The sequence below is a fragment of the Pantoea sp. X-Soil-OKNW-713 genome, from assembly GCF_059730685.1.
In genome coordinates, this window is sequence record NZ_AP035995.1 from 2,175,958 (window position 1) to 2,201,459 (window position 25,502).

The 25,502-nt window shown below is 55.3% G+C and carries 25 protein-coding genes; 12 read left to right on the plus strand and 13 right to left on the minus strand.

Annotation, left to right across the window (positions count from 1 at the left end):
* Window positions 1-133: 133 nt before the first annotated feature.
* The 3 genes from bioD to AC6I8R_RS10120 form a co-directional block, all read right to left on the minus strand.
* Window positions 134-835, minus strand: a complete 702-nt coding sequence (bioD, locus tag AC6I8R_RS10110; protein WP_208723462.1) for a dethiobiotin synthase — start codon at window positions 833-835, stop codon at window positions 134-136.
* A gap of 104 nt (window positions 836-939) precedes the next feature.
* Window positions 940-2,157 (minus strand): sugar metabolism global transcriptional regulator Mlc, encoded by a 1,218-nt coding sequence (gene mlc, locus AC6I8R_RS10115; protein WP_021183193.1) that lies wholly within the window; start codon window positions 2,155-2,157, stop codon window positions 940-942.
* 135 nt (window positions 2,158-2,292) lie between these two features.
* Window positions 2,293-3,189 (minus strand): LysR family transcriptional regulator, encoded by an 897-nt coding sequence (locus AC6I8R_RS10120; RefSeq protein ID WP_021183192.1) that lies wholly within the window; start codon window positions 3,187-3,189, stop codon window positions 2,293-2,295.
* A gap of 94 nt (window positions 3,190-3,283) precedes the next feature.
* On the opposite strand from AC6I8R_RS10120, the gene ynfM reads away from it, so the two are divergent.
* The 4 genes from ynfM to AC6I8R_RS10140 all read left to right on the plus strand — a co-directional run bounded on the left by ynfM (window position 3,284) and on the right by AC6I8R_RS10140 (window position 6,989).
* A complete protein-coding gene (ynfM, locus tag AC6I8R_RS10125) occupies window positions 3,284-4,540 on the plus strand; it encodes a multidrug efflux MFS transporter YnfM/SxtP(Kp) (RefSeq protein ID WP_021183191.1) in 1,257 nt (418 codons plus the stop codon).
* Window positions 4,541-4,706: 166 nt separating this feature from the next.
* Window positions 4,707-4,958: a hypothetical protein gene (locus tag AC6I8R_RS10130; RefSeq protein ID WP_208723463.1), complete on the plus strand. Its 252-nt coding sequence runs from the start codon at window positions 4,707-4,709 to the stop codon at window positions 4,956-4,958.
* A gap of 111 nt (window positions 4,959-5,069) precedes the next feature.
* On the plus strand, window positions 5,070-5,612 hold the full coding sequence (gene cybB, locus AC6I8R_RS10135; RefSeq protein WP_208723464.1) for a cytochrome b561: 543 nt from the start codon (window positions 5,070-5,072) through the stop codon (window positions 5,610-5,612).
* A 192-nt stretch (window positions 5,613-5,804) separates the two neighbouring features.
* Window positions 5,805-6,989: a sugar transporter gene (locus AC6I8R_RS10140; protein ID WP_021183188.1), complete on the plus strand. Its 1,185-nt coding sequence runs from the start codon at window positions 5,805-5,807 to the stop codon at window positions 6,987-6,989.
* 58 nt (window positions 6,990-7,047) lie between these two features.
* On the opposite strand, the gene bhsA is transcribed toward AC6I8R_RS10140, so the two are convergent.
* Window positions 7,048-7,305, minus strand: a complete 258-nt coding sequence (bhsA, locus tag AC6I8R_RS10145; RefSeq protein ID WP_021183187.1) for a multiple stress resistance protein BhsA — start codon at window positions 7,303-7,305, stop codon at window positions 7,048-7,050.
* 270 nt (window positions 7,306-7,575) lie between these two features.
* Between bhsA and AC6I8R_RS10150 the strand changes: the two genes are divergently transcribed.
* Complete coding sequence (locus tag AC6I8R_RS10150; protein WP_021183185.1) at window positions 7,576-8,223, plus strand: TetR/AcrR family transcriptional regulator; 648 nt, start codon at window positions 7,576-7,578, stop codon at window positions 8,221-8,223.
* Window positions 8,224-8,346: 123 nt separating this feature from the next.
* On the opposite strand, the gene rhaM is transcribed toward AC6I8R_RS10150, so the two are convergent.
* The 4 genes from rhaM to rhaB are packed head-to-tail and all read right to left on the minus strand — an operon-like array spanning window position 8,347 to window position 12,225.
* The gene (rhaM, locus tag AC6I8R_RS10155; RefSeq protein ID WP_497832209.1) at window positions 8,347-8,661 is read right to left on the minus strand and encodes an L-rhamnose mutarotase; all 315 of its coding nucleotides are present in this window, start codon (window positions 8,659-8,661) and stop codon (window positions 8,347-8,349) included.
* Window positions 8,651-9,493 (minus strand): rhamnulose-1-phosphate aldolase, encoded by an 843-nt coding sequence (gene rhaD, locus AC6I8R_RS10160; RefSeq protein ID WP_497832210.1) that lies wholly within the window; start codon window positions 9,491-9,493, stop codon window positions 8,651-8,653. The genes rhaM and rhaD overlap by 11 nt, the downstream gene beginning before the upstream one ends.
* 10 nt (window positions 9,494-9,503) lie before the next feature.
* Window positions 9,504-10,760 (minus strand): L-rhamnose isomerase, encoded by a 1,257-nt coding sequence (locus AC6I8R_RS10165; protein ID WP_415174878.1) that lies wholly within the window; start codon window positions 10,758-10,760, stop codon window positions 9,504-9,506.
* Window positions 10,744-12,225 (minus strand): rhamnulokinase, encoded by a 1,482-nt coding sequence (gene rhaB, locus AC6I8R_RS10170; protein ID WP_497832211.1) that lies wholly within the window; start codon window positions 12,223-12,225, stop codon window positions 10,744-10,746. The genes AC6I8R_RS10165 and rhaB overlap by 17 nt, the downstream gene beginning before the upstream one ends.
* Before the next feature lie 292 nt (window positions 12,226-12,517).
* On the opposite strand from rhaB, the gene rhaS reads away from it, so the two are divergent.
* Both rhaS and rhaR read left to right on the plus strand, forming a co-directional pair.
* Complete coding sequence (rhaS, locus tag AC6I8R_RS10175) at window positions 12,518-13,339, plus strand: HTH-type transcriptional activator RhaS (RefSeq protein ID WP_415174880.1); 822 nt, start codon at window positions 12,518-12,520, stop codon at window positions 13,337-13,339.
* A gap of 16 nt (window positions 13,340-13,355) precedes the next feature.
* A complete protein-coding gene (rhaR, locus tag AC6I8R_RS10180; RefSeq protein WP_415174881.1) occupies window positions 13,356-14,219 on the plus strand; it encodes an HTH-type transcriptional activator RhaR in 864 nt (287 codons plus the stop codon).
* Window positions 14,220-14,291: 72 nt separating this feature from the next.
* Here rhaR and rhaT read toward each other — a convergent pair whose 3' ends face one another.
* The gene (gene rhaT, locus AC6I8R_RS10185; protein WP_021183178.1) at window positions 14,292-15,326 is read right to left on the minus strand and encodes an L-rhamnose/proton symporter RhaT; all 1,035 of its coding nucleotides are present in this window, start codon (window positions 15,324-15,326) and stop codon (window positions 14,292-14,294) included.
* A gap of 367 nt (window positions 15,327-15,693) precedes the next feature.
* Here rhaT and AC6I8R_RS10190 point away from each other — a divergent pair, with 367 nt between their 5' ends.
* The 3 genes from AC6I8R_RS10190 (at window position 15,694) to aldA (ending at window position 17,779) form a co-directional block, all read left to right on the plus strand.
* Entirely contained in the window at window positions 15,694-16,017 is a 324-nt protein-coding gene (locus tag AC6I8R_RS10190) for a hypothetical protein (RefSeq protein ID WP_021183177.1), read from the plus strand.
* Between the two features lie 24 nt (window positions 16,018-16,041).
* Entirely contained in the window at window positions 16,042-16,140 is a 99-nt protein-coding gene (locus AC6I8R_RS10195) for a YoaK family small membrane protein (protein WP_150105782.1), read from the plus strand.
* Between the two features lie 202 nt (window positions 16,141-16,342).
* The gene (gene aldA, locus AC6I8R_RS10200) at window positions 16,343-17,779 is read left to right on the plus strand and encodes an aldehyde dehydrogenase (RefSeq protein WP_497832212.1); all 1,437 of its coding nucleotides are present in this window, start codon (window positions 16,343-16,345) and stop codon (window positions 17,777-17,779) included.
* Between the two features lie 85 nt (window positions 17,780-17,864).
* On the opposite strand, the gene AC6I8R_RS10205 is transcribed toward aldA, so the two are convergent.
* Both AC6I8R_RS10205 and AC6I8R_RS10210 read right to left on the minus strand, forming a co-directional pair.
* Window positions 17,865-19,139: an MFS transporter gene (locus AC6I8R_RS10205; protein WP_497832213.1), complete on the minus strand. Its 1,275-nt coding sequence runs from the start codon at window positions 19,137-19,139 to the stop codon at window positions 17,865-17,867.
* On the minus strand, window positions 19,136-20,557 hold the full coding sequence (locus AC6I8R_RS10210) for a M20 family metallopeptidase (RefSeq protein ID WP_415173728.1): 1,422 nt from the start codon (window positions 20,555-20,557) through the stop codon (window positions 19,136-19,138). Before AC6I8R_RS10210 ends, AC6I8R_RS10205 begins: the two co-directional genes overlap by 4 nt.
* Window positions 20,558-20,706: 149 nt before the next feature.
* On the opposite strand from AC6I8R_RS10210, the gene AC6I8R_RS10215 reads away from it, so the two are divergent.
* The gene (locus AC6I8R_RS10215; protein WP_415173727.1) at window positions 20,707-21,633 is read left to right on the plus strand and encodes a LysR family transcriptional regulator; all 927 of its coding nucleotides are present in this window, start codon (window positions 20,707-20,709) and stop codon (window positions 21,631-21,633) included.
* Window positions 21,634-21,636: 3 nt separating this feature from the next.
* On the opposite strand, the gene AC6I8R_RS10220 is transcribed toward AC6I8R_RS10215, so the two are convergent.
* On the minus strand, window positions 21,637-23,232 hold the full coding sequence (locus AC6I8R_RS10220) for an ABC transporter substrate-binding protein (RefSeq protein WP_415173726.1): 1,596 nt from the start codon (window positions 23,230-23,232) through the stop codon (window positions 21,637-21,639).
* Window positions 23,233-23,363: 131 nt separating this feature from the next.
* On the opposite strand from AC6I8R_RS10220, the gene pepT reads away from it, so the two are divergent.
* Window positions 23,364-24,590 (plus strand): peptidase T, encoded by a 1,227-nt coding sequence (pepT, locus tag AC6I8R_RS10225; protein ID WP_208723476.1) that lies wholly within the window; start codon window positions 23,364-23,366, stop codon window positions 24,588-24,590.
* Between the two features lie 117 nt (window positions 24,591-24,707).
* On the opposite strand, the gene AC6I8R_RS10230 is transcribed toward pepT, so the two are convergent.
* The gene (locus AC6I8R_RS10230; protein ID WP_415173724.1) at window positions 24,708-25,487 is read right to left on the minus strand and encodes a transporter substrate-binding domain-containing protein; all 780 of its coding nucleotides are present in this window, start codon (window positions 25,485-25,487) and stop codon (window positions 24,708-24,710) included.
* Window positions 25,488-25,502: the final 15 nt, after the last annotated feature.

Genomic DNA, 25,502 nt, shown 5'->3' on the forward strand with positions numbered 1-25,502 from the left:
TCACGCCAGAGCAATAAGATTCAGTGATATTTTTAACATATCATTGAATTTAAAAGAGATTAATCAACAAAAAAATACGGCTGAATCTGCAACCTTAGATTCAGCCGATTATCATTTGCCACTTTTCGTTTCATCATGCCGCAGGTTTTGCACTGTCGTTGTGCGCAACATGCGTCGCAAGCAAGGAAAGATCGAGATAACCGCTTAGCTCACGCTGCTCGGCACGGGGTAAGTAAGGCAACTCACCTAACAAAGGGGCATGCAGTTTTTCACTCAGTACATCAATGATTTCAGCATAATGCGCCAGGCCGGGGTTGATACGATTTGCCACCCAACCGACCAGCGGTAAACCATCCTGAGCCACTGCCTCTGCGGTCAGTAAAGCGTGGCTGATGCATCCCTCTTTGATGCCCACCACCAGCACAACCGGTAATTGCTCCTTTTTGACCCAATTTGACAGCGGTTGCAGATCATTCATCAGGCTGCGCCAACCGCCTGTGCCTTCCACCACCACATGCGGCGAACGATCCTGCAATGCGGCCAGTCCCTTACTCAGTAACGGGTAATCAATTTGGTGCGTTGGGCTGGTGCTGATTTCATCCTCTTCCAGGGTAATGGGGTTAATAGCGGCATAAGGTAATGCCAGGCCCGAAGCCTGCTGCAACAGCAGCGCATCTTTGTTGCGTAAACCCTCAGGGGTGGGTTTAGCACTTTTGGCAATAGGTTTATAACCTACGGCGCACTGACCATTCTGTGCAAAGCACTGCAACAGCGCGCGAGAAACCACGGTTTTGCCCACCGCGGTGTCGGTACCGGTGATAAAGAGTGTTTTCACCCTTCCTCCTTCGTTTAGCGATGTGAACCAGAGGTGACGAAGGAGCAGTTTAAGGAAATGTCGTACCTGACAGATTGCGTTAGAACAAACTTAAGGCGGGCGGATTAGCCCTGAAGCAGTTTTATCAGCAGATAACCGGAATAAAGGGCATCTTTCACTAACGCCGCGGCACCTAATGTGCCGGGATCGTTAAACGCGGTGGGAGCCAGTTGGATTTCATCGCTATAGGCCGGTAACGCCTGCTGACGGATGGTGCTACTCACGGCAGGAAACAGCACGTCGGCGGCCAGATTCAGTGGCGAGCCGATAAGAATTTGTCGCGGGTTGAAGATATTCACCATCATCGCCAACATGCGACCGATATGGTGCCCGACACCGGCAATCACATCACTCGCGAGACGGTCACCCTCCTGGGCGGCCTGACACAGGGCTTCAATGGTCAGCGGCACACCGTGCAAACGGCTTTCCGGCTGAGCGGGTAAACGCTGCGCTGCCAGGCCGAGCAGGCTACCGATGCTGGCCACGGTTTCCAGACAACCATGATTACCGCAGTAGCACTGCTGACCATAGGGATCAATCTGGGTATGGCCAATTTCCACCAGCGCCCGCCCGCTTTTATGCAGCAGTTGCCCGCCAGTAATCACCCCGGCACCCACAGTTTCATCAATCACAATCTGGATGACGTCCTGCGCACCGCGCGACGCGCCAAACAGCGATTCGGCCAGCGTCCAGGCGGAAATATCGTGCTGGACAAACACCGGCACGCCGGTGCGTTGCGACAGGGTTTCGCCCAGCGGCATATCCTGAATGGCGTAACCGGGCATACGATGCACCACCCCCGAGGCAGCATTGATCAAGCCGGGTAAGGTGATGGCGATGGCTGTCAGACGCTCAAGCTGTTTCTGATGGCGAATAAAGAAGGCATCAACCAGCTCCTGTAACTCCTGCAACAACGGTTTGTCCGGGCTGGCAATCAGTGGCAGACGATCTTCCTGCAAGGCGCGACTGCTGAGATCGCGTAATGTCAGGGTGATGTAACCCGGTTGAATGCGGATTGCCAGATAGTGCCAGGCAAGGGTATCGAGAACCAGACCAATAGCCGGACGGCCACGGCTGCCAGGCTCCTGAAATTCGGTTTCCTGCACCAGATGCGCGTCCAGCATTTCACGCACGATTTTGGTGATGCTGGCGGGAGCCAGTTGAGCACGTTTGGACAGTTCAATACGCGAAATCGGGCCGAAATGATCGATCAGTCGGTAAACCACGCCTGCGTTGGTCTGCTTTATTTGGTCAATGTGGCCAGGTTGACTGTCCAGATTCACGCCCTGCTCCCGGTTATTTTCGCGCTTCTAAATAAATAGCAACTATGGTGCGGCAGATTGGCGGATAGCGCCAAATATTTGATTAGATATGTGATTTGTCGCACATATTGTCGGGCTGTTTTCGCACCGTCTGGCTTAAGTTTCAGCGTTACGTTGTAACAGCTTCATCATATTTGCCATTTGCGCACTCGGCTCGCGCGTCGCTGACCACACCAGCCACACTTCAGACAACGCATCAGCCTCATGCAGCGGTAACCACACCACATCGGCGAGCCGTGCACGACGGAATGAGGCCGGTAAAATCGACACTCCCAATCCGGTAGCGACCAGGCCGAGGATGGTCATCGCTTCCCCGACTTCCTGGGTAATAAAGGGTTTGATCTGGTAGCGGTGCAGCAACGCCAGAATCTCGCCATATAAGGCGGTGCCCCCAAGTGGATCGAAAAAGACAAAAGGTTCGTTCGCCAACGCCTGAATCGAGATAGCCTCGGCATCGGCCAGTGGATGCGCCCAGTGCACCACTGCACACAAGGGTTCGCGCAGCAACAGCTGATGCTGCAAATCACTCGGTAACGGCGTATTACGCATCACACCGAGATCGAGACGCCCTTCGTGCAGCGGCGCCAGTTGTTGTCGGGTGTTAATCTCCTGCATCTGGATATGCACGGCCGGCCAGCGCTGGCGGAAATGGTAGAGCGCATCAGATACCAGCCCGGTAAAGGGTGCTGAGGAGGTGAAACCAATGCGCAGTTCCCCTTCCTGACCGTTATGGAGCCGCGCCGCACGGCTGGCCGCCTGTTCGACCTGAAGCAAAATCCCACGCGCATCCTGCAAAAATTGCTGCCCGGCGGCGGTGATCTGCACGCTGCGATTGGTGCGGGTGAACAGTTGCGCGCCAATTTCCTGTTCCAGTTGCTGAATCTGTTGGCTGAGTGGCGGTTGCGAAATATTGAGGCGGAGGGCCGCGCGACCAAAATGCAGCTCTTCAGCCACTGCAATGAAATAGCGAAGATGACGGAGTTCGACATTCATATTTTAAACGTCTCATTCGAGATTATTAATATATTGTACAACCTATTATCACTTTCCTACGATAGCAATACCTTTTGAAATTTGAGGATTTTCCGTGAGTCGCTCTTCTCAGGCGGTGACACTCGATGAGGACGAAGTGTCCGTCGTGCCTGCTTCTGCTCCAGCGTCAGTAACATGGATTGAACGCGGTTCGCCGCAATTTATGCGTGTTACCCTTGCCCTGTTCTCGGCTGGTCTTGCCACTTTTGCCTTGTTGTATTGTGTCCAGCCGATTCTGCCGGTGCTCTCCCAGCAGTTTGGCGTTTCGCCTGCGGCCAGCAGCATCTCGCTGTCGTTATCCACCGGCCTGATGGCGCTGGGTTTGCTGGTCACCGGGCCGCTCTCCGACGCCATTGGTCGTAAGTCGGTGATGGTCACCGCATTGATGCTCGCCGCGTTATGCACCGTGATTTCCGCCATGATGACCAGCTGGCACGGCATTCTGTTGATGCGTGCGCTGATTGGTTTGTCGTTGAGTGGGGTCGCTGCGGTGGGCATGACCTACCTGAGTGAAGAGATTCATCCGCGAGTGATCGCCTTTTCCATGGGCCTGTATATCAGCGGTAACTCGATTGGTGGCATGAGCGGTCGTCTGCTGACCGGGGTATTGACCGACCTCTTCTCGTGGCGCATCGCCATTGGTGTGATCGGCTGCTTTTCGCTGGCATCGGCGCTGATGTTCTGGAAAATCCTGCCAGCTTCCCGTCATTTCCGTCCGGCTTCATTACGTCCGCATAATTTGCTGATTAACTTCCGTCTGCACTGGCGTGACAAAGGCCTGCCGCTGCTGTTCGCCGAAGGTTTCCTGCTGATGGGCGCATTTGTCACCCTGTTTAACTACATTGGTTATCGCCTGCTGAGTGCGCCGTGGTTTCTCAGCCAGGCCGTAGTCGGTTTGTTGTCGGTGGTGTATCTGACCGGGTCCTGGAGTTCACCCAAAGCCGGAGCCATGACCAGCCGCTTTGGCCGGGGGCCGGTAATGATTACCGCCACGGCGATCATGTTGTGCGGCCTGCTGCTGACGGCGTTCAATACCTTGTGGATCATCCTGCCGGGTATGATGCTGTTTACCGCCGGATTTTTTGCCGCCCACTCGGTTGCCAGCGGATGGATCGGCCCACGCGCCCGTCGGGCAAAAGGCCAGGCCTCGTCGCTCTATCTTTTCAGTTATTATGTGGGTTCCAGCGTTGCCGGTACGTTAGGTGGCGTGTTCTGGCACAGTTTTGGCTGGGGCGGTGTGACCGCGTTTATCAGTGTGTTGCTGGTGCTGGCCTTGCTGGTCGGCTGGCGTTTGCAGTGCCGCCAATTGTAATTCTCTCCATCAGTATGCGGGGCCACGGTGCCCCGTTTCCCCTCGCGTAATCACACCTGTCGGCAAACTTTCAGTGCCAGTGAAAACAAAATAGCAATCGCTAGCTATAATTTATTCTATTCCAAAAATAGTTAGATTTTTTCTTTCACAGCAACGAGGAAGCCAAATGGAACTTTACTATTACGTCGATAAATACGCCGGCTATAACGACAATCATGTGGTACATGCAACGGGTTGCCCTTTCCTTCCTCCCGACGCCGCAAGGCGCTTTCTTGGCACTTTTTATACCGCTAACGCTGCCATTCAACAGGCGCGCAAGTTTTATCCTTCTGCACTGGGCTGTGAACATTGTTGCCCAATTACGGTAAAAAAAAACCTGACCACACAGAATAGCGTGGCGCTAAAACACATGGTCTGACTCTGATATTCCCGGTCTGAGACGGACCGCGACGTTGCGCCATTTTGTTAAGTTTTCCTGTGGCATTTCGCTATGTTAGACACCAATAATATTGCTTCAGGTAGAACGCTCATGCGGGAAAAATACGCAACGTCGCAAATCGCCCTCCACTGGTTGACCCTGTTATTGATCGCGGTTGCCTATACCACCATTGAGCTACGAGGTCTGGCGGCCCGCGGTACGGTTGCGCGCAGCCTGATGATCATGACGCACTTTAGCTGTGGCGTATCGGTGTGGGTGCTGATGCTGGTGCGTGCCGCATTACGTCATCGTCATACATCGCCTGATATCAATCCCGCACCACCACGCTGGCAGCATATGCTCGCCCATCTGATGCATTTCCTGCTGTACGCGCTGTTTCTGGCGTTACCGACTCTCGGCGTTGCCTCGAAATATCTTAATGGTCGTCCCTGGCAGGTATTTGGCTTGTCGATGCCGGTGAGCAGCACACCGAATTTTGACCTCGCCGATACCTTGATTGGCTGGCATGAAACCCTGGCACCGCTCGGCTACTGGCTGATTGGCCTGCATGCTGTCGCCGCACTGCTGCATCACTATATTCTGAAGGACAACACGCTGATCCGCATGATGCCTGCGCGCAAGCGCAACCCGTAGCGGCGCGATGGTTCTGACGATAACCCCAGGCTATCAACCTGGGCGTTGGTGATAAAAAATATTCAGCAATAAAATACGGTTAGATGGTTTCCCTCAGCGTATTAATCCTCCACAATAGGCATAATTTGTGACAAAGGTCACTTTACATCGGGCCTTTCGCCCCTCATTTGCTGCCTGACTGATCTGAATTTCATGCAATCAACAACCGTCTCCCGTAAAACGGCCTGGCTACGCGTCGTGTTGCTGGCCATCGCCGCTTTTGTCTTCAATACCACCGAGTTTGTGCCGGTCGGCTTACTGTCAGATATCGCCGCCAGTTATGGGATGAGAACGGCAGATGTCGGCATCATGCTGACCATATACGCCTGGGTGGTGGCGCTGCTGTCGCTGCCGCTGATGCTGCTAACGCGCAATATTGAGCGTCGTCTGCTGCTGTCGATTCTGTTTGTATTGTTTATCGCCAGCCATGTGCTCTCCTCGGTCGCCTGGGATTTCACCTCGCTGGTTATCTCCCGTATTGGTATCGCGCTGGCACATGCGGTGTTCTGGTCAATTACCGCCTCGCTGGCCATTCGTGTCGCACCGGCAGGTAAGAAAACCCAGGCGCTCAGTATGCTGGCGACCGGCACGGCGCTGGCGATGGTGCTGGGCGTGCCGATTGGTCGCGTTGTCGGCCAGTATCTCGGCTGGCGAACTACCTTTGGCATGATTGGTTTGTCTGCGCTGGTTTTGCTGGTGCTGCTGGCACGTATTCTGCCGCGCCTGCCCAGCGAGCATACCGGGTCACTCAGCAGCGTGCCGATGCTGTTTCGCCGCCCGGCGTTGGTCAGTATGTATGTGTTGGTCACGGTGGTGGTGACAGCGCATTACACCGCCTACAGCTACATTGAACCCTTTATGCAGGTGGTGGCGAACGCCGGGGAAAACTTCACCACGCTGTTGCTGCTGCTGTTTGGATCGGCAGGAATTATCGGCAGCGTGCTGTTCAGCACCCTGGGCAATAAATATCCTTCGGCGCTGCTGATTGCCGCGATTGCGGTGATCACCTTATGTATGGGTCTGCTGATTTTTGCCGCCGTGCGCCCTGCTGCGATTACAACCCTGTGTATTTTCTGGGGTATGGCGATGATGATGATTGGTCTGGCAATGCAGGTGCGCGTGCTGTCGCTGGCACCGGATGCAACAGACGTTGCTATGTCACTGATGTCCGGCATTTATAACATCGGCATCGGTGCGGGTGCGCTACTCGGAAATCAGGTCAGCCTGCATTTGAAAATGGCGGATGTGGGTAATATTGGTGGGTTAATCGGCCTGGTGGCGCTGTTCTGGTGTATCTATATCTTCCGTCGTTATCCGCAGTTACGTTCCAACGGTTAAAAAAGGGGCTTCAGATAGCCGCTATCTGAAGCCTGTCCCCTCTCGTTATCCCTACTATTTATTTATAAAGCTCTGCGGTGCCATGCAGGTTGTTGTTGCCAGAGGTCGAAGTGATGCGGAAAGACTTTGCTCCCGCCGCGCTCGCCTTCTCCGCCAGTTGATTTTCCAGTGAAGTCAGATCCGTACTGCCAGATGCGCTTACCACACCGATTTGCTGTTGATTAACCGGTGCTTCGCTTACCAGGTCAGCCGCCATTGTACCGAATGCGATTGATGACAGGGCCACCGCGGCCAGGGTCAGTTTAATGCTTTTCATGATCGTCTCTCTTTGCAGATGAAATTGGGTGGGTCGCCATTTAATTAACAACCGTTAAATAAATACTAAATCCAAAGTCGGATGCACGTCAACTATTTTATTAACGGTCGTTATTTAAATTGGAAGTGGCGTAAGTATGGGCTTCAGCGCGTCCGGGGACTTTACCATTCAGGGGATTTTGCTCGGGAAGGCACAAACGGACAAAGTGGTGTTGCATATTAATTTAATGATCGGTAATTTAATAAGCATGTTGAGCTGTGGTGAGGATCTATGAGCCAGATAACTGAACCGACCCTGCGTAAAAGTCGTGGCAGACCTAAAGTCTTCGATCGTGACGATGCGCTGGATAAAGCCCTGATGCTGTTCTGGGCACACGGCTATGAAGGCACCTCACTGGCGGATCTGGTCAGTGCCACTGGCGCCAAAGCGCCGACGCTGTACGCGGAGTTTGCTAACAAAGAAGGTTTGTTTAAAGCCGCCATGCAGCGCTATATCGAAAGGTTTAGTGCGCAGCGTAACGCGGTGCTGAATGATGCCTCGCTGGATGTGAAAACCGCGGTTGAGTCCTATTTTCGCGCCACCGCAGCCTGTTTTACCGAATGTGATAAACCCGCTGGCTGCTTTTTTATCTGCACCTCCAGCGCCCTGTCGGCCAGTTCTGAAGAAGTGGCGCACATGCTGGAACAACAGCATCATGCGCAGGAACGGGCCTTGCAGCAATTCCTTGCCGCACGCCAGCAGCGCGGTGAATTACCGGCTTGCAGCAATACCGCAACGCTGGCCAGTTTCCTTGCCTGCGTGTTGCAGGGCATGTCGGTGCGCGCCCGTGAAGGGGCCAGTCGCGAGGATTTAGAACAGATTGTGGATACGCAGATGGCAATCTGGCCCGCTTTGGCGGGGTATTGTGCGATTAACTAACCTGCCGCTTACATCCGTCCCCTCATCCCGGCCTTCTCCCGCAAGCGGGAGAAGGAGACGTGCAATAGGGCCTTCTCCCGCTTGAGGGAGAAGGAGACGTGCAATATGTGGGATGGTCGTGGTTTAAGGCAGGAAAAACATCGGTTTTAGCTCAGCGCTGACCGGGCTGTTATCCGCGTTCGACGGCATCAAATCCTTCATGGACGCCCACCAGCGTTGGCAAACCTCGGTTTGCACCACCGCCTGCCAGCGGGCTTCCGACTCGATTTCGACACTGGCAAACAACAGATTGCGTTCCGCATCCAGCCAGATGGCGTAATTACTCGCGCCATGCGCCTTCAGCGTTGCCGCCAGTTCCGGCCAGATGGGTGAATGGCGACGCAGATACTCGTCATGGCAATCCGCATGCACCTGCATCACAAAGGCTCTACGCAACATTGGCGCGCTCCACCTGTAAAGCCGCCTGCCACGGCTGCACCCCAAAGCGCTCACCCAACGCAATCAACTGCTCGGTGGTGATACTCTGGCGAATCCCACCCATCGACAGCGCCTTCACCACCACCTCTGACGACTTCTCGGCGGTGTCGATCAGCCCAAAGGTTTCATCCAGCGTCGGTCCGGCCCCAAAAATACCGTGGAACGGCCACATCACCAGGCTGTGCGTCGCCATTTCATCCGCCGTGGCCTGGCCGATACCATCGGTGCCCGGCACCATCCACGGCAGAATACCCACCCCATCCGGGAACACCACCAGACATTCGGTGCTGCCTTCCCACAGCAGACGGGTGAAACGTGCCGCATCCAGTTCCACCACATAGCTCAGCGCCATAAAGTTGGTTGCATGGCAATGCATAATCACGCGGTCGGCACCGTCGCTCACCTGTTTGCGTACGCTGTGTGACTGGAAATGCGCCGCCAGCTCTGAGGTTGGCAGCCCACCGTTGCTCAGCCCCCAGTGGATTTTGTACGACAGCCCTTTATCATCCACCTGCAACAACACCAGGCTGTCAGCCGGATCCAGTTGCACATTGCGGAAAAACTTGCCGGAACCGGTCACCAGAAACCAGTCGTTTGCCAGCGCCGGAGCGGGTTTACTCAGTTCGATACAACGCGGTTCAGCATAAAAGTCGGCAGCATAGGGCTGCACCTCGTCCGGCAGCAGGCGCAGGCTGACATTTCCCCCGTTGCGCTCATCCCAGCCCTTCAGCCACATATCGCTGGTCGCTTTAACCATTCCCTGTACAAACGCAGAAGAAAGAATACTTTGCATGGTGTGTCCCTTAACGTTGAGCCAGAATTTGTTGTTCATAGTGACGGACATCGCTCAGCCAACTGGCGTCGGCCGGGACATCGTGACGCAGGCACCAGGCCTCCCAGACTGCCTGCCACGGCAGCGATTTTTGTTCTTCCAGCAAGGCCAGACGGGCGGTGTAGTCCCCTGCTGCCTCCAGTTGGCGTAATTGATCCGTCGGCTCCAGCAAGGCACGCAGCAACGCTTTCTTGGCATTGCGCGTCCCAATCACCCAGGCGGCGATGCGGTTGATGGAAGCGTCAAAGAAGTCGAGGCCGATATGCACTTTGTCGAACAGTTTCTGGCGGGCGATTTCATGGGCGATCGCCTGGGTTTCATCATCAAGAATCACCACATGGTCGCTGTCCCAGCGTACCGGACGGCTGACGTGCAGCAGCAGGCGCGGCACATACAACATGGCGGTAGAGATTTTGTCGGAGATCACCTCAGTCGGATGAAAATGGCCCGCATCCAGCGTCAGCGCCGTCTGGCGGCTACAGGCATAGCCGAGGTAGAACTCGTTGGAACCCACGGTGTAGCTCTCCGCACCGATACCAAACAGCTTGCTTTCCACTGCATCGATATGATGCTGAGGATTAAGTTTTTCGCTGATGATCTCATCCAACGCCGCCAGCAGACGCTGACGCGGGGCCAGACGATCGACCGTCAGATCTTTCATGCCGTCCGGCACCCAGATATTCATCACCGAAGGCGTCCCCAACTGCTCGCCAAAGAAGGCCGAAATGTGGCGACTGGCTTTGCAGTGATCAATCCAGAACTGGCGAATCCCCTTATCCGCGTGGGATAAGGTAAAGCCGTCGGCACTCAGCGGATGGGAAAAACAGGTGGGGTTGAAATCCAGCCCCAACTTATTATTTTTCGCCCATGCGACCCAGTTGCTGAAGTGCGCCGGTTCAATCGCATCGCGCTCCACCGGTTGATCGCTTTCCAGGTAAATGGCATGCAGATTGAGGCGCTTCGCGCCGGGGATCAGCGACAGGGCTTTGTCGAGGTCAGCACGCAGTTCCTCGGCATTACGCGCCCGGCCAGGATAGTTGCCGGTGGCTTGAATCCCGCCGGTGAGCGCGCCGTGCGGATTCTCGAAGCCGCGTACGTCATCGCCCTGCCAGCAGTGCATCGAGACTGGAATGCGGTCCAGTTGTGTCATCACCTGTTCTACATCGACGTTAATCGCAGCGTAACGTTGTTTCGCCAGGTCAAAGGCCTGTTCAATCAGCTTTGTCATAAGCAAGTTCCTTAGCGGGTTGGCTCAGCGCGGCGAAGCGTGCCAGGTTGGCAGCAAAAGCGCTGTTGTTAAGCGGGGCAAATTTTTCTAACGGAAAGTTCTGGCTGATGCAGCGACGCAAATCCGCCACATCGCGCAATTCACCGAGGGCAATCAGCTGGCAACCGACATTGCCCAACGTTGACGCTTCTACCGGTCCGGCGAACACCGGTAACTGGCAGGCATCAGCACACAGTTGGTTCAGCAGCGGATTCTGACAACCACCACCCACCACATGCAGTTGACGCAACGGTGACGCACGCAACTGGCCGAGTTCACCCATCACCTGGCGATACAGCAACGCGAGGCTGTCAAAAATGGTACGCGCCAGCGCGGCAGCAGTTTGCGGCACCGGCATCTGCTGCTCCGCACAGGCATCCTGAATTTCCTGCACCATATTGGCGGGGTTAATAAAGCGATTGTCATTGGGGTTGATCAGCGCGACACAGGCGGGTTCATCGGCGGCTTGCTGAATCAAGGCGCACAAGTCGCTGATGTGTAACTCGCTGCATACGCGCTGCAACAGCCACAGGCCCATGATATTTTTCAGCACCCGATAACCTTCTGCGCCACCCTCGTTAGTGATATTGGCGTCGAGCGCCGCCGGGCTGAGCCAGGGTTGCAGGCTTTCAATCCCCATCAACGACCAGGTGCCTGAACTCAGATAGGCGGCGTCGTCCAGCATCAGCGGCGTCGCCAGCACCGCACTGGCGGTGTCGTGGGTCGCCACCGCGATCACCGGGATATGATGACCGCCTGGGCTGACCCAGTGGCCGACGGTGTTACCCGGTGTGCTGGGTTTGCCAAACCAACTGGCCGGTACGCCGGCCCAGGCGAGTAACTCGTCATCCCAGTCGCCATGAGTGATGTTCAGCAACTGCGTGGTGGTGGCATTGGTGTATTCCCAGTTCAACTGACCGGTCAGGCGATAATGCAGGTAATCAGGGATCATCAACGCATGGCTGACCTGCGCCTGCCAGTCAGGTTGTTGCAAATGCAGCGCGCGTAGCTGGTACAGGGTATTGAATGGCAGAAACTGAATACCGGTGCGCTGATAAATGTTGGATTTACCCAGCTCGTTGATCGCCTGCGCCATCTGGCCGTCGGTGCGGGCATCGCGATAGCTGACGGCCTCGCCGACCCGCTGGCCATCGGCATCCAGCAGGACGAGGTCCACGCCCCAGGTATCGATGCCAATGCTGTCCGGCACGATGCCTTCTTCATCCAGCTGTTGCAGTCCCTGACGGATCTCCTGCTCCAGCCCCTCCAGATCCCAACTGTCATAACCGGCACGCCGTACGCGCTGATTAGCAAAACGACGCACTTCACGCAGCGTGAGTCGCTGGGTTTCTGTGGTCCATTGCGCGAGCATCACGCGCCCGCTGGATGCGCCTAAATCAATGGCAACAATGTTACGCATACTCATGGCGTGTTCTTCCTGTGATGAGATGCGTACAGAGTAAAAATCCCGCCTTTTCCTCACCTTCCCGTTACTGCCAGCGCGTCAGACCCGCTGGCACCGTGGCAAAGATGTTCGTGAGACAGCTCACAGAACCACACAAGCGCCGAGTTGTGAGCTTTGCCGCATTTTCTGCATCAAGCCCGGAGATCTTGAAAAATTAGCCATTTTCCTGCATCACCCGGTGTGAAATTCAAGGTAAGGTGCTGATCGCCTGAGTAGACTCGGTTACGGTTTTGTTAATAATGAGAGGCGAACCATGACCGTGTTACACAGCGCAGATTTTTTCCCCGCCGGGGAGTACACCATTGCCGTCGAGCCGCGCGTGCCACAGCTGGCCTTCCCCGAACATCACCATGATTTTCATGAGATCGTGTTGGTGGAACAGGGTTCCGGCATCCATGTGTTTAATGGTCAGCCGCAGGCGTTGTGTGCCGGGTGCGTGTGTTTCGTACGCGATCACGATCGTCATCTGTATGAGCAAACCGACAATTTATGCCTGACTAACGTGCTGTATCGCAGCCCGGCCTCGTTTCGTTTTCTCTCCGGTTTGCAGGCGTTGCTGCCGCGTGAGGAAGAGGGCCACTACAGCTCGCACTGGCGCATTAACCACAAGGTGATGAACCAGGCGTTGCAGATCGTGGCGCAGATGAACCCGCCGGGCGTCTGGTCACTGGAGAAACAGGCGCGCCAGGAGCAAGCTTTCCTGCAACTGCTGGTGCTGCTGCGCGAGGCCGGTCATAACGAAGAAGCGCAGGACCAGGAAGCTCGCCTGCATCGTTTGCTCGACTGGTTGAATGAACATTACAGTGAAGAAATTGCCTGGGAGGCGCTGGCTGACCAGTTTTCGCTGTCGTTGCGTACTCTGCATCGGCAGATGAAGCAGCAAACCGGCAATACGCCGCAACGTTATCTGAATCGGTTGCGTCTGTTGCAGGCGCGCCACTTGCTGCGGCACAGTGATATGCGCATTACGGATATCGCCTATCAGTGCGGATTTGGTGACAGTAACCATTTTTCCACGCTGTTTCGGCGGGAATTTGGCTGTGCGCCCCGAGCGGAGCGCCAGCAGATGTTGTAACCTGGAGTGCACCCTCATGTCGCTAATATTGACGCGCGAAGACTACTTCCCGGCCCCGAATCTGCCGATTGCGGTGGCCGAACGCCTGCCGCAACCCTCCTTCCCGCCGCATCGACATGAGTTCAGTGAGATCGTTATCGTCTGGCGCGGCAACGGTCTGCATATTCTCAATGACCGCCCGTGGCTGATCACCTGTGGCGATGTCTTTTATATCCGCGATAACGACTGCCACAGCTACGACAGCGTCAACGATCTGGCACTGGATAATATTCTCTACTGCCGCGACCGTTTCCAGCTTGGGCTGGACTGGAGCCAGTTGCTGCCACCGGAAGATGCCGCCTGCCCCGGCTGCTGGCGCTTAACCACGCGCGGCATGGCGCTGGCTCGCGGCGTAATCACTCAACTGGAACGCGAAAGCCGTAAAAGCGACTCACTGTCGATCCAGCTCTCCGAAGCGTTGTTTTTGCAGCTGGCGTTGATATTGCGTCGCCACGGTTACGCCGCGGATCGGCCGTGGGCGTTACCGGAAGGCGAACAGTTGGATCTGCTGATGTCAGCGTTGCAGGGTGCGATTGACCGCCCCTTCGACCTCGCCGTTTTTTGTCAGCAGAATAAATTGAGTGAACGCGCGTTGAAGCAGTTGTTTCGTCAGCAAACCGGCATGACCGTTGGTCATTATCTGCGTCAGTTGCAGTTGTGCCAGGCAAAATACCTGCTGCGCACCCAGGATTGGTTAATCAGTGAAGTGGCCGCGCGTTGCGGCTTTGATGACAGCAATTACTTTTCGGTGGTGTTCACGCGGGAAACCGGCCTGACGCCGAGCGCCTGGCGGCAGCGATTTTTACCGCACCGCCCGGCGTTGATGGGTGAGCCGCATTAACTCTCGTAACGGCGCGATAAATCGCGCCGCTGCAAATCAGGCCATCGGATATACGTTATTAATCACGCCCCATCAGGATGCCATCCCCAGCCCGACAATATTGGCCGCGATAATAATCACCACGCAGCCCAGTGATAACACGCGCACCGGACGTTGTCCTACGGCCTTCCACTCCTTCAGCACCAATCCAACCAAACCGCCACACAGCACATACAGGCTCATATGCAGCATCCAGCTGACAAAATCATACTGTGGCGGGATTTTGGCATGGCCCCAGGCGTAGAAGAAAAATTGCAGATACCACATGGTACCGCCCAGCACCGCAAAGGCGATGTTGGCCAGCAACATCGGTTTGGCTACGGAGAAGTCAGCGCGAACGGAAAGTTCAGGTTTCACCGCCAGGCGGATAAAGCAGTACGCGAGGTTAACCAGCGCCCCGCCGCCCATAATCACCACATAACTGGGCAGCGCCACGTACAACGGATTGATACCCAGGCTGGCTGCTGCTTCGTGCATCGGTTTGGCCGCATCCATCGCAAAAGACATCCCGGCGGAGAAAATGCCGCATATCACCGCCAGCACCAGCCCCTTCTTCAGGTTAAACTCTTCCGCGTTAATCCCCAGCGCCCGCTCTTTTAACAATCCGGCCCGGGAGACAATCGCCACGCCGATCAGCGCAACAAATACGCCCAACAGCGTCAGCCGACCACCTTCTGAGCTGAACAGTTCGACAAAACGCCCCTGTAACAACGGCGTCATCAGCGTGCCCACCACCAGCGTAATGCCAATGGCAATACCGATACCCATCGACATCCCCAGATAGCGCATGGTCAGACCGTAGTTGATGTTGCCGACACCCCACATGGCACCAAACAGAAACACCGGCAACAGCTGGGAGAAGCTAAAGCTACCGTAGTAGGCCCAGAAATTCGGCAGCAGCACCGCGCTCACGACCCAGGGCAGAATCAGCCACGACATCACGCCACCGACCGACCACATGGTTTCCCATGACCACTTTTTCACCTGTTTAAACGGAGCATAAAAACATGCAGCACTGGCGGCACCCACCAGATGCCAGAAGATACCTGCAATGATGGCACTGTTCATTGTTATTCCTTCGTAAGGTTGAGGCCAACAGGAAACCGGCGGTCTCCCGATTACCCGGCAGTCTACGGCGGGCAGCTTTTCCTCAGCCTTTGAATGGCTGCCGGAGAGTGGGCGGAATTGGCAATATCCGGTGGGTTTTCAACATAAGGATCACAAAATCGCATTTGCAGGCAGGCACGTCAGAAAAAAAGATAACCTGTTTATTATTATCGATATTTTCTGGAAATGTTGTGTTGATCAGCACAGTTTTAACCTGACTGCCATGCACATCGTTAACATGGCAATCACACAAAGCACGGATCGTGGCTTCCCCCGACTGCAATTAATCCGTATAACGTTGAGAAAAATCATCAGGACAAGGATTGGGATGAATACCAAGAGGTTGACGCTGTTGCTCTCACGTCCGGTGAGTCGCGTAATGCTGGATGATATCCGCGCTATTGTGCCGCCCGAGTCACTCAACATCTTTATTAACGGGCTGGAAGATATACACTATGCCCGTCTTGAGTGCGTGCAGAGCGAAGATAACTGCGCCCTGCTGGCTTCAGCGATTGTGGTGTGGCGGCAACTGGGTCATATTCACAGTATCCATTATCAGAAAGGTGAACATCTGCGTGAAATTGACGATGCCACGCAGTTCCAGCTGTTCAGTATGATGAAAACGCATCGCGCGCTGGTTCAGCTTACCTGAACCCGCTTTCACTTTAGGATAATCATGAAAATCGGACTGCTTTTCCCCATCGCTATTATCATTGCCGGTGTCAGCTTTCTCGCCTGGTTTATCGCCAGTGGCGCGATGATGCCGGGTTCGTGACCTTTTTCAGACTTCGCCGTTCTGCCAGCTAACCTGCTGAATACGCAGCATTTCGCCAGATATGCTGCGCTTGTCATCTGTTTCTTCCCTTCGCTGCCATCTGCCCCCTGACCCTGGCAATGACAAAAAGGTGCTACACCTTGATCTGCTTCACTCTGCATTTCACACAAATTTAACGAAACCGATCGCGGAGACCCTACAGATGACAACGCACCATCAACATTTCATCAATGGCGAGTTTGTTGCCAATCAGAACGACAAATGGATTGAAGTGATTAACCCGGCCACCGAAGCACTGCTGTCACGCGTACCAGAAGGCACCAGACAGATCGCCAGTCAGGCGATTGCTGCCGCAGAAGCGGCACAATCCGGCTGGGAAACGTTACCGGCAATTGAGCGCGGTAACTGGCTGCGCAAAATCGCCAATGGTATTCGTCAGCACGAGGCAGAACTCACCGCGACTATCGTGGCCGAGGGTGGGAAAACTCAGGGACTGGCACAAACCGAGGTGCTGTTCACCGCGGATTATCTCGACTATATGGCCGAGTGGGCACGCCGCTACGAGGGCGAAATCGTCAACAGCGACCGCCCGAACGAAAACATTTTCGTGTTCAAGAAAGCTATCGGCGTAACTACCGGCATTCTGCCGTGGAACTTCCCCTTCTTCCTGATTGCGCGTAAAGCGGCACCGGCGCTGGTCACCGGCAATACCATCGTGATTAAACCGAGTGAGCTGACACCGAATAACGCCGCCATTTTCGCCGGGATCCTGCATGATATCGGTCTGCCGGCTGGGGTGATCAACTTTGTTTACGGCTATGGGCCGGAGGTCGGTCAGGAGCTGGCAGCTAACCCGAAAGTGGGACTGGTCAGCCTCACCGGCAGCGTGAATGCCGGTATTGCCACCATGGAAGCGGCAGCAAAGAATGTGACCAAAGTGTCGCTGGAGTTGGGTGGCAAAGCCCCGGCGATTGTAATGGATGATGCCGACCTCGATCTGGCGGTAAAAGCCATTGTCAGTTCCCGTGTCATCAATACCGGACAAGTGTGTAACTGCGCTGAGCGCGTTTATGTGCAGGAAGGGATTTACGATCGCTTTATCAGCGCCCTGACGGATGCCTTTAAACAGGTGAAATTCGGCAATCCTGCCGAACGTACCGATATTGATATGGGACCCCTGATCACGGCGGCGGCGCTCGGTCGTGTCGAACAAAAAGTGGCGAAAGCCGTGGAGCAAGGCGGGAAAGTGATTCTCGGTGGAAAGCGTGTCGGAGAACAGGGCTTCTATTTTGAGCCGACCATCATCACTGACGTGCGTCAGGAGATGGAGATCATGCGCGAAGAGATCTTTGGTCCGGTGCTGCCGGTGATGACCTTTAAAACGCTGGATGAGGCAATTGGCCTGGCAAACGACTGCGAATATGGCCTGACTTCATCGATTTATACCCAGAATCTGAACACCGCGATGATTGCGCTGCGTCAACTGAAATTCGGTGAAACCTACATTAACCGCGAGAATTTTGAAGCGATGCAGGGCTTCCATGCGGGCTGGCGGAAATCCGGAGTTGGCGGCGCGGATGGTCGCCACGGTCTGGAAGAGTATCTGCAAACCCATGTGGCCTATTTGCAGTTTGCGTAAGAGATAACCCGTAGCGGCGCGATTTATCGCGCATGTTTTGCAAAAGACGCGCGATAAATCGCGCCGCTACGGTTCGTGCAGTGGATTAACTCAGGCGCTGCTTACTGCGAACCAGCGCAATGCCACTCAGCAATGCGACTGCCATCAGATAATAACTCGGTGCCAGACTGGTGCCGGTCGCGCTAATCAACAGGGTACAAATCAACGGTGCAAAGCCGCCAAATACCGTCACCGCGATGTTATAGCTGATCGCCATGCCACTGGCACGGGTGCCAATCGGGAACAGATCGGCCATCACCGAGGGCACCGTCGAGAAGTAAACCGATTTCAGCAGTGCCATCCAGCCCACCAGCAACATCAGCGTCAGCGGCGTGGTGTGATTGACCACCAGGGTAAACGCCGGATAGATGGTCACCAACAGCAGAATCAACGATCCCCACATCAGCGGCACCCGACCGACCTTCTCGGCCCACAGCCCCATCAGCGGCGTCACCACCGTCAGGATCACCCCAGCCAGCAAGGTGGCGCTGAACGCCGCCGAACCCGGCAGATGCAGCGTTTTGGTGGCATAGGTCGGCACATAGTTGAGCATGTAGTTAACGGCGGTGGAGATTACCATCAAGCCAATCGCCAGCAGCATCAGCTCCTTCTGACGACCAAACAGACGCATCAGCGGTGCCGCTTCCGGCTGCTGCTGCGCAAAGCTGGCCGGTTCATGTACATGACGACGGATGTAAATACCCAGTGGGCCAATCAGCAGGCCAAAGGCAAACGGAATACGCCAGCCCCACTCCTGAATCTGGCTTTCGCTCAGAATCTGCGTCAGACCCAGGCCAAACGCCGATGCCATCAGGGTACTGGCCCCTTGCGTAGCAAACTGCCAACTGGCGATAAAGGCTTTACGCTCCGGGAAGTGTTCCACCAGGAACGCGGTGGAGCTGCCGAATTCACCACCGGCGGAGAAGCCCTGAATCAGACGCGCCAGCAGAATCAACACCGGAGCGGCCAGGCCAATTGAGGCATAACCGGGCATAAAGGTGATAATCGCCCCGCCGAGCATCATCAGGTTGATCGACAGCAGCAGCGCCTTTTTACGGCCATGACGATCGGCGTAGTTACCGAGCACAATCGCCCCCAGCGGGCGGATCAGGAATGAGACGCCAAAGCTGCCAAAGGTCAGCAGCAGCGATACCGAGGGATCGCTGGTCGGGAAAAAGGCATGGGCGATATAGCTGGCGAAAAAGCCATACACCGCAATGTCGAACCACTCCAGCGCATTGCCGATGCAGGTGGCGAACAGGGTTTTATGCAGATTGGGTTTAACCGCGCTGGTGGGTGCGCTGTGACTGATGCTACTCATTTGGCACCTCCGGCATGCACCTGGTGACGGGCAATCAGGTCTGCGCCTTGCTCACCCAGATCCCACAACAGACGCGTCATGATTTGCAGCCCCTCACGGGCGATGGATTTCAACATATGTTCGTTAACGCCGTGCTGACCGCAGGCCGGATAGGAATGCGGTACCCACAGCGTCGGCAAGCCGAGGATGTCGGAGAACACTTCATTGGGCAGTGAACCGCCGAGATTCGGTAACAACGCCGGTTTTTTTCCGCTGGTTTGCGCCATGCTCTCCAGCACCCAGCTCACCAACGGATCGGTGGGGTCGAGACGGGTAGCTGGTGAGCCGCGCATAAACTCGACCTTCACCTGGTCAAAGCCGTGGTTTTGCAGATGCGCTTCAATGTGCTGTGCCAGATTTTCCCAATCTGTTCCCACCACAAAACGTAACTGACACACGGCGGTCGCGCTGCCGGGAATGGCGTTCATAGGACGTGCCGGGTTACCGGTGAGAAAGGCCAGCACCTCCAGCGTGTTCCAGCCATACAGGCGTTCGGTCGGTGTCAGGCCCGGCTCACCCCAGTTCACCTCGATCGCCGGATCGCCGGGCATGCCACCCACCTCGATATCGCTGAGGATGGCGCGCACGTCGTCGGTCAGAGAGGTCGGTTTCAGTGCCTCAACCTGCAACACGCCCTGGGCATTGACCAGCGTGGCGATGGCATTAGCCAGTTGCGTTCCCGGATTGGTCAGCAAGCCACCCCAGTTACCGGAGTGGTACGCATTGTCGCGTGCGTTGATGGTCAGGCGGAAATTGACGCAGCCGCGCGATCCGAGGAACAACGTCGGACGCACCGCATTCAGGCGCGGGCCATCGGAGGCGATAAACAAATCGGCCTTCAGCAGATCGCCGTATTGCTCGCACAGCTCCGCCAGACCCGGTGAGCTGATCTCTTCCCCCATTTCAAACAGCATTTTGCAGTTAAAACCGAGGCGACCACCGCGTGCCTGAAACACCTGCTCCAGCGCGGCCAGATTGACGCAGTGCTGGCCTTTATTATCTGCGCTGCCGCGACCATACCAGCGATCGCCCTCTTCTTTCAGTTGCCACGGCGATAACCCGTCACGCCAGTTTTCATCATCGCCAAACACCACATCGCCGTGACCGTAGCTCAACAGCGTTGGCAGTGCCGGATCTTCGATACGCACCGCCACCAGGAACGGGCGATTTGTGGTGACGGGATTGTCGATAAAGTGCAGCGTGAAGCCGAGCGCCACCAGTTGTGGGCCAATCTCCTTGTGCAAATAATCATGCAGCTGCTGGTCACGATCCGCACGCTGGCTTTCGGTGACCTGCGCCACCCGGCGCGTCAGCAGTTGCTGGAATTCCCCGCTGTCAAAATAGTCGCTGGCCTGTTGTACGGCCTGTTGTGCTGTCATGTTTGCCTGTCTGTTGTTGGTTTTATCATCATCCTTATCTTTGCGGAAAGGCTGATTTGCCACAATTATCAATTTATCGAGTAAGATTTGCTTTGAAAGCAAAGCTTGGCTGCCCGATTTTGAGGCATGCACCACCAGGAAGCAGAAATATGCAAAGCAGTGAAATCCGATATTTTCTCGCCGTCGTGAATGCCGGATCGCTAAGTGCCGCCAGTGAACAACTGTTTGTGGCGGTATCCGCCATTAGCCGTCAGATTCAGCGCCTTGAGGCACAGGTTGGCGTGCCGTTGTTTGAGCGTCACGCGCGCGGCATGGTATTGACCGAAGCGGGGGAAATTTTTGCGCATCAGGTACGTAAAAATATGCTGGAGATGGAGTATGCGCTGGCGGAGATTAAGGGCTTGACCGCCGTGCGGCGCACGCAAATACGTGTCGCCTGTACCGATGGCATGGCCTTCACCTTGCTGCCGCGCTTGTTTGCCGATTTTCGCCTCAGCAATCCCGGTGTGCTGTTCAGCCTGAAAGTGGCCAGTACTCAGGGAGTCGCCGAGCTGGTGCGTAACGGGGAATGCGATCTGGCGTTACAGTTCAGCCTGCACGCCGAGCGCGGTGTCGAGGTGATTGGTTCCTGGCCCGCGCCGGTATTGCTGGTCATGCATCACAGTCATCCACTGGCCCACGCCAATCAGGTCTCGCTGGCGGATCTCAGCCAGTACCCGCTGGCACTGCCAGAGCAAAACACCACGGTGCGCCAACTGTTCGACCTCTCCTGCCATATGAGCGGGAACGTGGTAGAACCGGTGCTGACCTGCGATAACTTCTCCACTCTCTATCACTTCCTGCTGCGCACCCCGCTGGCCGTGACCATCAGCAGCCCGTTTACCGTGTTATATGAAGCGGAAACGCACGGGTTGATCCTGCGTTCGGTCGGGATCGACCAGTTAAATCAACGCACCCTGCAACTCCAGACGCAATCAGGGCGGCCCCGTAGTGCCGCCCTGAATCTGTTGCTGGACTTTCTCCATCAGCAGCTCAACGCGCTGGAGGAACCCCTGCGCCAGCGCTGGAAGCCCTGAGATTTACTGCTGGATATCCACCGGATAGAGGATATGTTTGCCAAACGGGTCCACCTGATAACCGGTAACCGATTTGCGTACCGGTTCGAAGATGGTCGAGTGGGCAATCATCACCGCAGGCATCTGGTCATGCATGATTTGCTGTGCCTCCAGATACAGCGCAATGCGTTTGTTGTGATCCTGTTCGGCACGCGCCTCAGTGATGATTTTATCAAACGGTGCATAGCACCACTTCGCTGAATTCGAACCGTCCTTCGCCGAGGTGCAGCTATACAGCGGGCCGAAGAAGTTATCCGGATCGCCGGTAGCGGTGGTCCAGCCCATCAGCGCCGCCTGGTGCTCGCCATTGCGGATACGTTTGAGATATTCGCCCCACTCATAGCTGACGATATTGGCTTTGATACCCACTTTCGCCCAATCAGCCTGAATCATCTCAGCCATTCGTCGCGCATTGGGGTTGTAAGGCCGCTGGACCGGCATCGCCCACAGCGAGATCTCGGTGCCCGGTTTGATGCCCGCTTCCTGTAGCAAGGCTTTCGCCTTCTCAGGATCGTAGTCGTAATCTTTCAGATTGTTATCCGCACTCCAGACACCGGGCGGCAGAATGTTTTTTGCCACCGTACCGGTGCCCTGGAACACCGCATCGATAATCGCCTGTTTGTTGATCGCCATCGCCAGCGCCTGGCGCACTTTCACGTTATCCAGTGGTGCTTTGGTGGTGTTGAAGGAGAGGAAGCCGGTATTTAAACCGGACTTTTGCATCAGGGTCAGGTCAGGATTTTTGCGCATTTTGTCGAGATCAGCCGGATTGGGGAATGGCATGATCTGACACTCGTTTTTCTCCAGTTTGGCGTAACGCACTGACGCATCCGGCGTGATCGAGAATACGATGCGATCCAGCTTCGCCTTGCCCTGCCAGTATTCCGGGAAGGCTTTGTAGAGAATGCGGGAGTCTTTCTGATACTGCACCAGCTCAAACGGGCCAGTGCCAATCGGTTCCATATCCACCTTTTCCGGTGTCCCGGCTTTCAGCATCTGGTCGGCATATTCCGCCGAATGGATGGAGGCAAAATACCACGCCAGATCGGCGAGGAAAGGCGCTTCAGCATGCGCCAGCGTGAAACGGACCGTGTGGTCATCAACCCGATCGATTTTCTTAATCAGCGTGGCGAACTCCAGGCTGTTGAAGTTGGAATACACCCCGCCGGAAACGTTATGGTACGGATTGTTCGGGTCCATCTGCCGCATAAACGAGAAGATGACGTCATCAGCGTTAAAATCTCGCGTTGGCTTGAAGAATTTGTTGCTGTGGAACTTCACGCCCTGGCGCAGGTGGAAGGTATAGACCGTACCGTCCGGGCTGATATCCCAGCTTTGCGCCAGGCTCGGCACCAGCTCGGTGGTGCCTGGCGTGAAATCGACTAACCGGTTAAACACCGGCACCGCACTGGCATCGACGCTGGTACCTGCCGTGTAAAGCTGTGGGTTGAAGTTTTCTGGTGAGCCTTCTGAACAGTAAACCAGGGTTTTGGCTGAAACGCTGCTGGCGATCGCCAGACCCAGCGCGGTGAGCGCCAATTTTGCCATCACTTTTTTCATCTTGTTTCTCGCTTTTTATTGACTTCCATGAGCCAGCATCGGTATATCAGTCGTTCATCTGATTAATAATTAACATGATTTAGTCGCGCTGCGAACCCTCAACCACGCAATGAGACTGATAAGGAATTGTGATGACAGACCAACTCGCCCGCCAACTGACTCAGCGCTTCTATCGTTACCTGGCGGTCTCCAGCCAGAGCGATGCCAAATCCACCACGCTGCCGAGCACGCCATCACAACACGCCATGGCCGAGCTGTTGGCCGCAGAACTGCGCGAGTTGGGGCTGGAAGACATCATCATAGATGAGCATGCCACGGTGACGGCGCTGAAGCGTGGCAATCGTCCCGATGCGCCGCGTATCGGTTTTATTACCCATATCGATACCGTCGATGTTGGGTTATCACCAGACATCCATCCACAAACCTTAACTTTTCAGGGGGAAGATCTGTGTCTGAACGTTCAGCAGGATATCTGGCTGCGCGTGGCGGAACATCCTGAGATTGCCCCTTACCTCGGTCAGGAGATTATCTTTAGCGACGGCACCAGCGTACTCGGCGCCGATAACAAAGCGGCGGTCACGGTGGTGATGACGTTGCTCGAGAACCTGCACGGCGACCACGGTGATATCCGGGTCGCGTTTGTGCCGGATGAGGAGATTGGCTTGCGGGGAGCCAAAGCGCTCGATCTGGAGCAACGTTTTAACGTCGATTTCGCCTGGACTATCGATTGCTGCGAATTGGGTGAGGTGGTTTTCGAAAACTTTAACGCTGCCGCTGCCGAGATTGTGTTTACCGGCGTGGCGGCACATCCGATGTCTGGCAAAGGCGTACTGGTCAATCCGCTGCTGATGGCGCATGACTTTATTGACCATTTTGATCGTCTGGCGACACCGGAGCATACCGAAGGCCGCGAGGGATATATCTGGTTTAACGATATGCAGGCCAACGCCAGCCGCGCGGTGCTGAAAGCCTCCATCCGCGATTTCGACCTTAAGGGTTTTGATGCGAAGAAACAGCAGTTGGTGGAGGTAACAGATGAGATTGCCGCCCGCTATCCCACCGGTACGGTATCCCTGAGTATCAATGATACCTACAGCAATATCAGCAATGCGATTGGTGAAGACCGCCGCGCGATTGATTTGATTTTTAGCGCGCTGGCGCAATTGGGCATTGAACCGAAGGTGATCCCGATGCGTGGGGGTACGGATGGTGCCGCATTGTCAGCCCGTGGATTGCTGACGCCGAATTTCTTTACCGGCGCGCACAATTTCCATTCTCGCTTTGAGTTTTTGCCGGTGCCGTCGTTTGTGAAGTCATATCAGGTGGCGGAAGCGTTGTGTTATTTAGCGGCTAAATAACGCAAAACATTGCGCGATAAATCGCGCCGCTACGGAACAAAACATTGCGCGATAAATCGCGCCGCTACGAAACGTTACGGGGTTGTAGCGGCGCGATTCATCGCGCGGTTTTAAACTTTATTTCGCGGTGCTAACGTCGATGCCAGGGAAGAACTTGGCGGCCAGCTTGGTAACCGTGCCGTCAGCCTGCACCTTGGTGATGGCTGCATCCAGCTCCTGCTTCAGTTTGGCATCACCCTTACGCAGGCCAAAACCGATGCCTGAACCCAGGATGGTGTCGTCTTCCACCGGTTTACCGGCAAACGCAAAACCTTTGCCCTGCGGCTTATCGAGGAAGCCTGACTGGCCTGCGGCTGACATCACCAACGTGCCATCCAGACGACCGGCGACCATGTCGTTATAAACCTGGTTCTGATCCTGGTAAGAGGTGACGGTAACGCCCTGTGATTCCCAGTGCTTCTTGGCATAGGTTTCCTGAATGGAACCCTGCAACACGCCAATGTTTTTCCCTTTCAGTGACTCCGCGGTCGGCAGCAGGCCCTGGCCCGCTTTTGCCACCAGCATGGTCGGGATACGGTAGATCGGTTTGGTGAAATCGATGCTTTTCGCGCGTGCTTCGGTGATGTTCATCGCCGAGTTGATGGCATCAAACTTCTTCGCCTGCAACGCCGGAATCAGCGCGTCAAAGCTGCTTTCTACCCAGCTACATTTGAAGTTGCCGGTCTGGCAAATGGCTTTACCCAGCTCGATATCGAAACCTTCCAGCTCGCCCTGTGCATTACGGCTTTCAAACGGCGGATATTGTGATTCCAGGCCGTAGCGTAATGTTTCCTGCGCCAACGCATGAGCAGAGGTCAGCATACCCAGCGCGATAAAAAGTGCGTTTAATTTTTTCATTGTTATACCCTTGAG

Bases quoted from the DNA above. Each gene is read 5' to 3' on its own strand.
- AC6I8R_RS10120 (WP_021183192.1), bottom strand. From the start codon at position 3,189: ATGAATGTCGAACTCCGTCATCTTCGCTATTTCATTGCAGTGGCTGAA.
- AC6I8R_RS10130 (WP_208723463.1), top strand. From the start codon at position 4,707: ATGGAACTTTACTATTACGTCGATAAATACGCCGGCTATAACGACAAT.
- cybB (WP_208723464.1), top strand. From the start codon at position 5,070: ATGCGGGAAAAATACGCAACGTCGCAAATCGCCCTCCACTGGTTGACC.
- AC6I8R_RS10140 (WP_021183188.1), top strand. From the start codon at position 5,805: ATGCAATCAACAACCGTCTCCCGTAAAACGGCCTGGCTACGCGTCGTG.
- bhsA (WP_021183187.1), bottom strand. From the start codon at position 7,305: ATGAAAAGCATTAAACTGACCCTGGCCGCGGTGGCCCTGTCATCAATC.
- AC6I8R_RS10150 (WP_021183185.1), top strand. From the start codon at position 7,576: ATGAGCCAGATAACTGAACCGACCCTGCGTAAAAGTCGTGGCAGACCT.
- rhaM (WP_497832209.1), bottom strand. From the start codon at position 8,661: ATGTTGCGTAGAGCCTTTGTGATGCAGGTGCATGCGGATTGCCATGAC.
- rhaD (WP_497832210.1), bottom strand. From the start codon at position 9,493: ATGCAAAGTATTCTTTCTTCTGCGTTTGTACAGGGAATGGTTAAAGCG.
- AC6I8R_RS10165 (WP_415174878.1), bottom strand. From the start codon at position 10,760: ATGACAAAGCTGATTGAACAGGCCTTTGACCTGGCGAAACAACGTTAC.
- rhaB (WP_497832211.1), bottom strand. From the start codon at position 12,225: ATGAGTATGCGTAACATTGTTGCCATTGATTTAGGCGCATCCAGCGGG.
- rhaS (WP_415174880.1), top strand. From the start codon at position 12,518: ATGACCGTGTTACACAGCGCAGATTTTTTCCCCGCCGGGGAGTACACC.
- rhaR (WP_415174881.1), top strand. From the start codon at position 13,356: ATGTCGCTAATATTGACGCGCGAAGACTACTTCCCGGCCCCGAATCTG.
- rhaT (WP_021183178.1), bottom strand. From the start codon at position 15,326: ATGAACAGTGCCATCATTGCAGGTATCTTCTGGCATCTGGTGGGTGCC.
- AC6I8R_RS10190 (WP_021183177.1), top strand. From the start codon at position 15,694: ATGAATACCAAGAGGTTGACGCTGTTGCTCTCACGTCCGGTGAGTCGC.
- AC6I8R_RS10195 (WP_150105782.1), top strand. From the start codon at position 16,042: ATGAAAATCGGACTGCTTTTCCCCATCGCTATTATCATTGCCGGTGTC.
- aldA (WP_497832212.1), top strand. From the start codon at position 16,343: ATGACAACGCACCATCAACATTTCATCAATGGCGAGTTTGTTGCCAAT.
- AC6I8R_RS10205 (WP_497832213.1), bottom strand. From the start codon at position 19,139: ATGAGTAGCATCAGTCACAGCGCACCCACCAGCGCGGTTAAACCCAAT.
- AC6I8R_RS10210 (WP_415173728.1), bottom strand. From the start codon at position 20,557: ATGACAGCACAACAGGCCGTACAACAGGCCAGCGACTATTTTGACAGC.
- AC6I8R_RS10215 (WP_415173727.1), top strand. From the start codon at position 20,707: ATGCAAAGCAGTGAAATCCGATATTTTCTCGCCGTCGTGAATGCCGGA.
- AC6I8R_RS10220 (WP_415173726.1), bottom strand. From the start codon at position 23,232: ATGAAAAAAGTGATGGCAAAATTGGCGCTCACCGCGCTGGGTCTGGCG.
- pepT (WP_208723476.1), top strand. From the start codon at position 23,364: ATGACAGACCAACTCGCCCGCCAACTGACTCAGCGCTTCTATCGTTAC.
- AC6I8R_RS10230 (WP_415173724.1), bottom strand. From the start codon at position 25,487: ATGAAAAAATTAAACGCACTTTTTATCGCGCTGGGTATGCTGACCTCT.